Annotated in this window: 9 protein-coding genes; 8 read left to right on the top strand and 1 reads right to left on the bottom strand. The window is 75.3% G+C overall.

Features of this window, described 5'->3' with window-relative positions:
• Positions 1 to 89 precede the first annotated feature (89 nt).
• From ACZ60W_RS28940 to ACZ60W_RS28910, 7 genes are all read left to right on the top strand, one after another.
• Entirely contained in the window at positions 90 to 524 is a 435-nt protein-coding gene (locus ACZ60W_RS28940) for a hypothetical protein (protein ID WP_469758329.1), read from the top strand.
• A gap of 79 nt (positions 525 to 603) precedes the next feature.
• Positions 604 to 2,115 (top strand): hypothetical protein, encoded by a 1,512-nt coding sequence (locus tag ACZ60W_RS28935; protein WP_469758328.1) that lies wholly within the window; start codon positions 604 to 606, stop codon positions 2,113 to 2,115.
• A 93-nt stretch (positions 2,116 to 2,208) separates the two neighbouring features.
• The gene (locus ACZ60W_RS28930; RefSeq protein ID WP_469758327.1) at positions 2,209 to 5,631 is read left to right on the top strand and encodes a right-handed parallel beta-helix repeat-containing protein; all 3,423 of its coding nucleotides are present in this window, start codon (positions 2,209 to 2,211) and stop codon (positions 5,629 to 5,631) included.
• A gap of 8 nt (positions 5,632 to 5,639) precedes the next feature.
• Entirely contained in the window at positions 5,640 to 7,034 is a 1,395-nt protein-coding gene (locus tag ACZ60W_RS28925) for a S8 family serine peptidase (protein WP_469758326.1), read from the top strand.
• A 206-nt stretch (positions 7,035 to 7,240) separates the two neighbouring features.
• The gene (locus tag ACZ60W_RS28920; RefSeq protein WP_469758325.1) at positions 7,241 to 7,837 is read left to right on the top strand and encodes a sigma-70 family RNA polymerase sigma factor; all 597 of its coding nucleotides are present in this window, start codon (positions 7,241 to 7,243) and stop codon (positions 7,835 to 7,837) included.
• A gap of 675 nt (positions 7,838 to 8,512) precedes the next feature.
• Positions 8,513 to 9,292: a MinD/ParA family ATP-binding protein gene (locus ACZ60W_RS28915; protein ID WP_469758324.1), complete on the top strand. Its 780-nt coding sequence runs from the start codon at positions 8,513 to 8,515 to the stop codon at positions 9,290 to 9,292.
• Between the two features lie 76 nt (positions 9,293 to 9,368).
• Positions 9,369 to 9,905 (top strand): hypothetical protein, encoded by a 537-nt coding sequence (locus ACZ60W_RS28910; RefSeq protein ID WP_469758323.1) that lies wholly within the window; start codon positions 9,369 to 9,371, stop codon positions 9,903 to 9,905.
• A 170-nt stretch (positions 9,906 to 10,075) separates the two neighbouring features.
• Here ACZ60W_RS28910 and ACZ60W_RS28905 read toward each other — a convergent pair whose 3' ends face one another.
• On the bottom strand, positions 10,076 to 10,492 hold the full coding sequence (locus ACZ60W_RS28905; protein WP_469758322.1) for an HGxxPAAW family protein: 417 nt from the start codon (positions 10,490 to 10,492) through the stop codon (positions 10,076 to 10,078).
• Between the two features lie 107 nt (positions 10,493 to 10,599).
• On the opposite strand from ACZ60W_RS28905, the gene ACZ60W_RS28900 reads away from it, so the two are divergent.
• Positions 10,600 to 11,106 (top strand): MarR family winged helix-turn-helix transcriptional regulator, encoded by a 507-nt coding sequence (locus ACZ60W_RS28900; protein WP_469758321.1) that lies wholly within the window; start codon positions 10,600 to 10,602, stop codon positions 11,104 to 11,106.
• Positions 11,107 to 11,216: the final 110 nt, after the last annotated feature.

Raw genomic sequence — 11,216 nt, 5'->3', positions numbered from 1 at the left:
GCCGTGAACCGACTCCGGCGGCCGGTACGTTCCCCCGGGAGCGTACGGCCGCCGGGCCGGCGCGCCCCGAACCAGGACAGGACCCCGTCATGACCGACCCCGCGCCCCGGCCGGAGTTCCGGCTCGCCTCCGTCTTCGACCACGCGGACCCCGTGACGGGGCCGGGCTTCGCCACGGACCACCCGGTGGTCGAGGACCCGGCGCTGCACACCCTGCTCCTGGAGCGCCTGGCCGCGGGCACGCCCGTACTCGCGACGCCGGTGCTGATGGACGACGTCCTGGACCCCTCCCGGACCGGGGAGGTGCCGCTCACCTTCCGGACGGACGGGCGGTGGGTGTGGACGGACACCGTCACCTACTACCTGGAGCGCTACGCGCTCGCGCCCGACCCGGAGCTGCTCGCGCACCTGAGCGACCCCGGGTACACGGCTCCCGGCCCCCTCGGTCAGGACGTCGTCGAGCGCGCGGCCGCCTTCGTCCTGACGCCGGCGCCGGAGGGGACGGAGGTCCATCCGCTGGCGTGACCGGGGCGGGTGAACCGCAGGGCGCCGCCGGTCCGTTCGTACGTGCGCGGAGGCTTCGCGACGACCGAGGGGAATGACGGTGGACGACAACGAGGTGCGGGCCGGGAACGCCGCCGGGCAGGCCGCGGCGGCCATCAGCCTGCCGACGGTCGCCTGGCAGCAGGAGGGCGAGGATCCCGACGGCGGCGCGCCGGACGGGAAGCCCGAGGGGACGTCCGGAGGCACGCCGGTCACGGGTGCCGTCGTCCCGGCACCGGAGCCGGCGGGCGCGGGAGGTCCGGAGTCCTCGCCGTCGTCCTCTGCCGCACCCTCCGGCGCCACGCCCGCCGTTCCCGCCGCCGAGGGCGGGACGGGGACGGACGGCACGACCGAGGCCGGAGCCGAGACCGACGGCGGAGCGGAGGCCGGGACGGACACCCGCGGCGACACGGGCGCCGGGACGGGGACCGGCTCCGGCACGAACGGCGAGGGCTCCTCGGGGAGCGGGGCGTCGGCGGCCGCCGACGCGGAGGTGCTCGCGGCGGAGGCCGTCGCTCCGGCGGCGGCCCGGCCCGCGGCGCGGCCCGCCCGACGGCTCTCGAAGCCGATGATCGCGGCGGCGGCCACCTCGGGCGTGGTCCTGATGGGAGTGCCCCTGCTGCTCTCGCAGCTCGGCGGCGGCGGTTCCGGGCCGGGTCCGGTGCCGCCGCGCCCGACCGGGTACAACCAGGCCGACGGCGGTCCGGGCGGCTTCGTCCCGAGGGCCGACGCACCCGAGAAGGGCTCCTCCCTGCCCGGGGCCGTCGCGCCGGGCGCCTCGGCCGGCACGGGGAAGGGTCCGCTGGCCAAGGGCGTCGCCGGCATCGGTGCCGGGGTGGGGCTCGGTGCCCCCGTCGGCCCGACCTCCACGTCCTCCGGTGCTCCGGGGAGCGGTCAGGGCGCGAACCCCGGCGGCGGTCCGTCGCAGGGCCCGACCTCCGCCGCGGGCGGCGGCTCCTCGCCCACCAAGGCCCCCGCGAGGCCCGGGTCGACCGCGGGCACCCCGCAGAAGCCGGCCACCCAGGCACCCCCGGCCCCGCCCGCCAAGCAGCAGTACACGGCCGTGGCGGGGCCGAACTGTGCCGGTTCGGGGTCCGGTTTCACCTACAGCGGCTGGTTCACGGACGGCAAGGAGGGCTGGCAGAAGTACGGCTCCGGCGGGTATGTCGGCGGCGGCTGCAACGGCGGCTTCTTCTCGCTGCCGATGTCCGGGAAGGCGGGTTCGGACGCGGGCAACGCGCTGCGCTGGACCTTCCGCACCGGCGCGGTGACCTCGGGCAGCTGCGAGGTCTCGGTGCACGTCCCGGCCAACGGCGACATCAAGGCGGTGGGCGGCAGGCCGTCGTACTACACGGTGCACGCGGGAGCCACGGGCAACGACCCCATCCTGCGGTCCTTCACCGTCGACCAGCCGTCCCGGCGGGGCCAGTGGGTGAGCGCGGGCAGCGTCCGGATCACCGGCGGCGTGCTGACGGTGAAGCTCCACGACCGGGGCGTCGACTGGTCGGGCTCGCAGAAGACGTACGCCCACCACGCGGGCGACGCCGCCCGCGTCCAGTGCACCTCCGCCTGAGACGGTCCGGCCTGCGCCGGCCGTCGGCCGGCACCCGGGCACCACGCTCCTGAGGCCCGTCTCCGGGGCCCACCACGAAGGGAACATCCACGCATGTCGCGCCATGTGCTGACCGTGAGCGCCGAGGCGCAGAACGACCGACCGTCCGCCGGCGGCCCGTACCGGACGATCGGGGCCGCCCTGGAGGCCGCGCGCGGCGGTGCGGTGATCTCCGTCCGCCCGGGGAGGTACGAGGAGAACCTGGTCATCACCAAGATGGTGACCATCACCGCGGAGGACCCGCACGGGACCGTGCGGATCGTCCCTCCGCGGGGGACGGTGGTGCAGGTGGTGGCCGAGGCCGTCCAGCTGACGGGGCTGGTGCTCCAGGGACTCGACGACGAGCTGCCCGCCGTGGACGTGCCGCGCGGTCAGGCGGCGCTCCAGGACTGCGAGGTGGTGGGCAACGCCTGGACGGCCGTCCTCACCCGTCAGCAGGGTTCGCTGGCGATGCGCGGCTGCCGGGTGACCAACCCCGGCGGCGCGGGGATCGTGGAGACGTCGACCGGCACCAGCGTGATCGACGGCTGCGTCGTCGAGCACCTGGGCACCTCCGCGGTGGTCATCGGCGAGCGGGCCAACCCGACCTTCCGCAACTGCGTGCTGCGCGACGCCCGCGGCAACGGCGTGTGCGCCAACGGCGAGGGCCGGGGGCTGATCGAGGACTGCGAGATCTCGGCCACCGACAAGCCCGCCATCGCCCTGGAGGAGAACAGCGCCACCCGGGTGGTCCGCACCTCGGTGCGGGACTGCCTGCTGGGCGTCTTCGTCAGCTCCAAGGAGCGCGTGGTCCTGGAGGAGTGCGCGGTGTCCGCCACGAAGGTGCACGGCATCGCGCTCGCCGAGGGGACCGATCCGCTGGTGAGCCGCTGCCGGGTCTCCCGTACGAAGGGCAACGGCATCCATGTGACGGGGCGTTCGCGCGGCGCCTTCGAGGACTGCGAGGTCACCGGCGCCGAGGGGACCGGCATCTGGGTGGAGGAGTCCTCGGGCCCGTCGTTCAAGCGGTGCGCGGTGCGGGACCCGAAGGAGGCCGGGGTCCAGCTGACCGGGGACAGCGCGCCGGACTTCGACCGGCTCGAGGTCCGCGGCGGCGCGGCGGCGGGGGTACGCGTGCTGGAGGGCGCGAACCCGATGCTGCGGCGGCTGGACGTGTCGGACGTGGCCGGGATCGGGGTGGAGGTGACCCGGGGCGGCCGCGGCCGCGTGGAGGGCTCGGAGATCTCGGCCACCGGGCAGGCGGGGGTGCGGATCGCCGACGGCGGCGACGCGTACGTCGGCACCACCACGGTCCGGGAGACCGGGGCGGCCTGCGTGTCCGTCGGCGCGGGCGGGGTGGCCACGCTGCGGGACTGCGAGGTCGCCGACGGGCCGCAGGAGGGCGTACTCGTCGAGGACGGCGGGGAGCTGACCGCGGCCCGCACCCGCGCGCGGTCCTGCCGGCGGTACGGCTTCCGCGTCGCGGAGGGCGGCCGGGCCACGCTGTCCCGGTGCGAGGCGGTGGACAACACCGGCGACGGCATCCGCGTCGACTCCACGGAGGCGGTCCGGGTGCACGACTGCGCGGTCTCCGGGAACGGCGGCTCGGGGCTGCGCCGGCTCAAGCCGTCGGCGCGGCTCTCGGTGGAGAACCTGACGAGCACGGAGAACGACCTGCCCGACGCGTACGGGGAGGCCGCCGTCTCCGGAGCCGCGGGGACGGCCGTGGACGGCTCACCCGGCGTCGAGGAGCACGGCGGGATGGCGGGCGGGTCGTCCGACGGCGCCGACACGGCGGCGCCGCCCGCCACCTCGCGCAAGCCGGAGGGCCCGCTGGAGGCCCTGAACGCGCTGGTCGGCCTGGACGGCGTGAAGGAGCAGGTCGCCACCCTGGTCAACCTCAACAAGCTCGCCCGTCGGCGGGAACTGGCGGGGATGCCCGCGCTGCCCATGAGCCGCCACCTGATCTTCGCCGGGCCGCCCGGCACCGGCAAGACGACCGTGGCCCGGCTCTACGGCTCCATCCTCGCCGAGCTGGACGTCCTCCCCTCCGGCCACCTCGTGGAGGTCGCCCGGGCGGACCTCGTGGCCTCCGTCATCGGCGGGACCGCGATCAAGACGACGGAGGTCTTCCAGCAGGCGCTGGGCGGCGTCCTCTTCGTCGACGAGGCGTACACGCTGTCGCAGGGCACGGGCGGCAGCGGTCCCGACTTCGGCCGCGAGGCGATCGACACGCTCGTCAAGCTGATGGAGGACCACCGCGACGAGGTCGTCGTCATCGTCGCCGGGTACTCGGAGGAGATGCGGGGCTTCCTCGACTCCAACCCGGGCCTGGCGTCCCGGTTCAGCCGCACGGTGGAGTTCGAGAACTACGCCGACGACGAGCTGACGACCATCGTGGCGATGTCCGCCGCCTCGCACGGCTACCAGCTCGCCGACGGCACCCGCGAGGCGCTGACCCTGCACTTCGAGACCATGACGAAGGGCGCCGACTTCGGCAACGGCCGGGCCGCGCGCAAGGTCTTCGAGGAGATGGTGGACCGCCAGGCGTCCCGGCTGGCCGCGCTCCCCGAGATCGGCACCACCGACCTGGCCCTCCTCAAGCCCGCCGACGTCGGCGCGACGGCCGCCGCGGCGGCCGCGGCCGCGGCGTCCGGCACCCCGGTGGAACGCAGAACCGAACTCCTCGACGAGCTGCGGGCCATGATCGGTCTCCCGGCCGCGAAGGAGCAGGTCGAGGACCTGGTCAATCTGATCAAGCAGGTCAACCGGCGCAAGGAGGCCGGTCTCCCGACGGCCCCCATCAGCCACCACGTGGTCTTCTCCGGACCACCCGGCACCGGCAAGACCACCGTCGCCCGGCTGTACGGGCAGCTGCTCGCCGAACTCGGCGTGCTGCCGGGCGGCCAGCTCGTGGAGACGGCGCGGGCCGATCTGGTGGGCCGGTTCGTGGGCCACACCGCGCAGTTGACGAAGGACGCCTTCGACCGGGCGCGCGGCGGCGTCCTGTTCGTCGACGAGGCGTACACGCTCACGCCGCGGGGCGGCACGGGCAACGACTTCGGCCAGGAGGCGGTGGACACCCTCATGAAGCTCATGGAGGACCACCGCGACGAGGTCGTCGTCATCGTCGCCGGGTACGCCGACGAGATGCGGGGGTTCCTGGACTCCAACCCGGGCCTCGCCTCGCGTTTCTCCCGCTCCGTCGTCTTCGAGCACTACACCGACGACGAACTCGTGCGGATCGTCGAGGCGTTGTCCGACAAGGCCGGATACGTGTGCCCGCCCGAGACCCTGTCGGCGCTCGGCGAGCTCTTCGCCTCGGTTCCGCGCGACCGCGCCTTCGGCAACGGCCGCTTCGCCCGCCAGGTCCTGGAGACGATGATCACCCGCCAGGCCGGCCGCCTCAGCCGCCTCGACGTCGACGACGTGGCCGAGCTCAGCCTGCTCCTGCCGCAGGACGTGCCCTGGGACCGGGTTCCGGACGGTGTCGCGTGAACCGGGGCGTGCGCGACGGAGGTGCCGCCCTCGCGGCGGCCCTCCTCTCCGGGACGCTGACCCTGCTGCCGGGGAGCGCGGCGGCCGCCCCGGGAGCGGACGGGGTCAGCGCCTCTGCCGGGTTGGGGACGGGGAGTGGGGCGGGGGTCGAGGCCGGGGCCGGAGCCGGGAACGGGAACGGGAGTGCCCGCCCGAGCAGGACCGGGAGCGGTACGGGAGTCGGTACGGCGACCGAGACCAGGGAGGCGGGGCCCGATCCCGCCTCGCTGCCCGCCGTCACGCAACGGCTCTCCGACGACACCTGCCGCAAGGCGTCGGACCGCACGGTCACGGCGCTGCCGTGGCCCCAGGCCGTGCTGCGCCCGGAGACGGTCTGGCCGCTGTCCGACGGGGCCGGGGTGACGGTGGCCGTGGTGGGTTCGGGGGTCGACGACACCGCCGGACTGCTGGACGGCCGGCTGCGGCGGACGCCCCGCCGGTTCGACGCCGGGCCGGCCGCGGACTGTGCCGGTCACGGCACCTTCACCGCCGGGCTCATCGGAGCCGCCCGCACCCCGGGCGCGGGCTTCGCCGGGATCGCGCCCCGGTCGCGGATCCTCGACGTCCCGGTCACCGACCGGCGCGGGAACACCACTCCCCAGCTCCTCGCCCAGGGCATCCGGGCGGCCGCCGACGGCGGGGCGCGGGTGATCGCCGTGATGGCGGTGACGGGGTCGACCAGCCCGGCCCTGACGGACGCCGTGCGATACGCGACCGCCGAGGGCGCGGTCGTGATCGCCCCGGTGTCGCCCGACGGCATGACGGACGCGGGATACCCGGCGGCCCTCCCCGAGGTGGTGTCCGTGGCGGCGACCGGCCCCGACGGCAAGATCACCGGGCAGACTCCCGACGGGCGCGTCGACCTGACGGCGCCCGGCGCGGCGGTCACGGGCCCCGGACCCGGCGGCCGGGGCAGCTTCACGGCCACCGGGCCCAGTTACGCGACCGCCTTCGTGGCCGGGACGGCCGCCCTCGTCCTGGGACGCAGCCCCGGGTTGAGTGCCGGGGCGCTGGTCCACCGGCTCCGTGCCACCACGTCGGGCCCCGGTGAACCCGCGCCCGACCGCGTGCGGGGGTACGGCTCCGTCGACCCGGTCGCCGCCGTCACGGCCGTACTCCCCGAGGAGCACTCCGGAACGGCGGCGCCCGGCAGGCGGGCGACGGCGCCCGGTGTGGTCATGCCGCCCGCGCCGGGGCCGTCCGCCGCCGGGTCGGCCTGGTGGGTGGCCGCCGGTTCCGTGGCCGCCCTCACGGGGGTGGCGGGCGCCGCCGCCGTCGTGCCGCGAGGCCGCCGCCGACAGTGGCGACCGGGCACCTACCGAGCCCCGGAGACAGCGGGGGGAGAGACCCCGGACCCGGCCTGAGACGGCGCCCCCGTACCCGTCGTCCAGGCCCTTTAGCCGCGCGTTACCCCACGCGCCGCGATCGCGGGCAGGACATTAGCGCAGCATTAGCCGAGGTTGCCAAGGTCGTTCCAGACCAGTCCGACGTGCCCGGAGCCGTCGGCCGATCGATGCCGCCGTCCGTCGCCCCAGAGTCGTCGACGCGCGGCGGGGGAGGAACGACCGGGGTGGGAACGCACGAACACGGCGTCGGCGGCACGGTCCGCGAGGGAAGCCGGCACAGCAGCCCCGCGGAGGCGCGGACACGCCCCACGATGGACCGCGACACCTTGGCGGAGCTCCACCGGCTGCACGCCTCCGCCCTGTTGCGCGCCCTGCTCCGTCTGACCAGCGGGGACAAGGGCAAGGCCGAGGACATGCTCCAGGAGACGTTCCTCCGGGCCTGGCAGAACCCGCAGGCACTCACCCGCGGCCCGGAGCACGGCCGGCCCTGGCTCTTCACCGTCGCCCGCCGCATCGCCATCGACCAGTTCCGCGCCCAGTCCGCCCGCGCGAAGGAACTGGGCGACGGGACCCCGGAGGACCGGGCGGCCCCGGACGACCCGTACGAGGAGATCGTGACCGCGCACGTCGTCGACGACGCACTCGCCGAACTGCCCGAACACCATCGGGACGTCCTCGTGGAACTCCACCTCAAGGACCGGACGACCACGCAGGCGGCCGCCGTGCTCGGCATCCCGCCCGGCACCGTCAAATCCCGCAACTTCTACGCGGTACGCGCCCTCCGCCCCGTCCTCGAACGGCACGGCCTCGCACCGGCGTGACCTCGGCCCCCCGCCGTCTGAACCGCCCGCGCCCGCCCAGCCGTTCCTCCCAACGACCGACGAGAGGGGGCCGAGGTGGTCACCGTCGTAGCCAGGAACGACATGGACGCGCCGGAGCACTGGATGAACGCGCCCGACTACAGCCCCGAGCACTGGCGTCGGAGGCGGAACGGGCCTGCGGAGGAGACACCGGCACCGGCGCCGGCGGAGCCTGTGGCGGAGACGGAGACGCCGGCAGCAGCGGAGACACCGGCGGGCGGGCGGCGCTCACCGGCCGGTGAGGCCGCAGCGGCGGAGCCCGTGACGGTGGAGCCCGCGTCCGGGGAGCAGCTGCACGCGGCCTCTCCCCCCGTCCCCACCCTGGATGCGCGCCCGGAGTCGGGCTCCGCCCCTGACCCTGATGCGGCCCCCGCCGCGGCGGAGCCCGTAGCGCCCGGCCCGCTCTCCGGACACGCCTCCCCGGCCGAGTCCGCACCCCGCCCCTCACCACCGCCCGTCGCTCCGGAACCGGATCGGGAGCACCGGGGGGAAGCCGCGGCGGAGCCGGACACGGAAGCCGCCGACCCGCTCGTGTCGGCCCCGACCGGGCCGTCGGGGCCCGTGGCGGAGGCACGGCCGGCGCGGCGCACGGTTCGCCCGCTCTTCCGGATCGGGAGGCGCGAGGCGCCGGGAGGCGTGACCGACGCGCTTCGGGTCCCGTTGCTGCGCAGCCACCGGATCGCGGTGATCGGTCTGGACGGCGGGGCGGGGAAGACGACCGCCGCTCTGGCGCTCGGCGCGGTGTTCGCGCGGGAGCGGGCGGACCGGGTGGTCGCCGTCGACGCGAGCCCCGACTCGGGAGCCCTGGGCCGACGGGTGCGGCGCCAGTCGGACGCCACCGTGCGCGACCTGGTGGCCGCACTCCCCCGGCTGCGCACGTACATGGACATCCGTGCCTTCACCTCGCAGACTCCGAGCGGCCTGGAGGTCGTGGCGCACGACCCTGATCCGGCGGACCCCCGGGCGTTCGGCGAGCGGGACTACCGGCAGGTCGTCGGAACGCTCAGCGGCCAGTACCCGATCGTCCTCACCGACTGCGGGACCGGCATGCCGCACGACACCCTCCGCACCGTCCTGGAACTGTCGGACCAGCTGGTCGTCGCGGTCACGCCGGGCATCGACGGCATGAGCGGGGCGGGGCTCGTCTTCGACCGGCTGGCCGCCCTCGGCCACGAGGAGAAGGCGCGCCAGGCGGTGACGGTCTTCTCGAACGTGCGGTCCTCGTCGGGACGCCAGGTGCGGACGGACGAGGCCGCGGCCCGGTTCGCCCAGCGTTGCCGGGCCGTGCTGACCGTCCCGTACGACCCCCATCTGGCCCGGGGCGGCGAGGTCGACCCGCAGTGGATGCGGGGGCGGACGCGGGCCGCGTACTACGAGCTGGCGACCCTCCTCGCCCGGGACTTCCCCCGCGGCTGACCCCGCCGGCGCCCCGCGCTCCCCTGCCTCCCTGCCGATTCCCCTCCCACGACCCCGAGCACTCTGGAGATCACCCATGGCCTGGTACGAGGGCCCCTGCCGGATCACCGTCATCGGTCTCGACGCCGACTGGCCGCAGCGTGCGGTGGTCACCGTCTCCGGTGCGCGCGGTACGCGGATCGAGGTGCCCGGCGAGGTGGGGACGGTCCGGCACGTGGACGCCCCGAGCTGGCACCTGGAGGTGGAGCACCTGCACGAGGGCCGGTGGCGGCCCAACATCCGTGCGGTCAGGAGCCGCTGGGAGACGGTGGGCGGCGTCCGTACGCAGACGATCACCAGCAAGGACGTGGACTGGCCGGGTGGCAACCGGCACGAGCGGAACCTGGTGCTGCGCCTGGAGCGGATCGGCGAGGGGGCCGAGCGTCCCGTCGAGACGGTCCGGCAGGCACCGGCCCGGGCGGTCACGCAGTCGGTGGCCGACACCCCCGCCCACCGCCCGTCCGCCGCCCCCGCCGCCGTCCCCACCCGCTCCTCCTCGGGCGGCCCGGCCTTCGGCGCGCCGCCCGCGACCTCCGGGGGCGCGACGTCCACGAGCAGCAGCAGCCCCTGGTAGCCGGCGCGGGCAGCCACCTGACGTCCGCCCCCTCACTGGACGGGGCACGGACACGTGCGCCCGCCCTCACGCCCGACGGATCCTTCACGGGGGACTTCCTCCATCCCGCACCCCCGACAGCCGCTCACGGCGAAGCGTCGCGCACCACCGACACCCCACGGCCAGGAGGGTCACTCCGCGGACGCGTGGTGGATCGACACGACCGGCCTCGCGGCGGCCGGGCGGCCCTCGACGGGGGCCGGGGCAGCGGGGACCGCGACGGCGGGGGCCACGGCCGTCGCGGCGGGATTGCGCCCCGCCAGCCGGCAGCCGAGGCAGTCGGGGTGGCCCCGGCGGGCCGCCTCGTCGCGGACCCGCCAGGGCTGCCGGCCGACGGGCCGCGGGCCGGTGCCCTTGCCCCAGCCGGCCAGGTGGAGGAGCCAGGTGGCGAGGGCGGCGAGGATCACGAGGGCGCCGCCCAGGACGAAACCGACGGTCGAGCGGGCGGCGAAGGCCACGCCCATCACGGTGCAGCCGAGTGTGGCGATGCCGGTGCCGGTCCAGCCGGCGGCCGTGTGGCCCAGGTCGTGGTCTCCGTGCGCACTCACGGTGTTCTCCTCGGGAAATGAAATGCTGGAGCGGCCGGCCGGGGCGCACCCGGCCGGAGATGTCTTATCTCGCGAGATAATTTACTTAGATGCTAAGGGGATGTGTGGTGCAAGGCAAGGTACGCCCTCCGGCGACGGCCGAGCAGGCGCTCTACGCGATGGACCGGATGATCGCGACCGCGCAGTTCGGGCAGCAGGACATGGCACGCCTGCTCGGTCTCAACGTCACGGACCTGACCTGCCTCGGCTTCCTCGTCGAAGCATCCATGGCCGGCACCTCGCTGGTGGCCGGGGACATCGCCGACCGGGCCCGCCTGACCACCGGCGCGGTGACCGGCGTCCTCAACCGCCTGGAGAAGGCGCAGTACATCCACCGCCGACCCGACCCGCAGGACCGCCGCAAGGTCCGGGTCGTGATGGAGGAGTCGGCGCTGGAGCGCGTCCTCGCCGCGTACGGACCCTTCTACGAGCGCCTGGGCACGCTCTTCGCCGACTACGAACCGGACGAGATCGCCGTACTCGCGGACTGGTTCAGCCGCGCCAGAGACCTGCTGCAGGACTCCCTGGAGGAGATCCACCAGGACGGGGCCGGATCTCCCGGAGCCGACCGCTAGGGCCTGTCGTCAAATTCCCCTCGTTGCCCGAAGGGCGGCCCTGCGGCGTCTGGTGCGTGCTCTCGGTGTGCCGGGGGGAAGTGCTCGTACGGGACGTACTCGCGCTTTCG

It is taken from the genome of Streptomyces sp. NPDC104202 (assembly GCF_055584185.1).
This window is presented reverse-complemented; position numbering and strand designations above follow the sequence as displayed.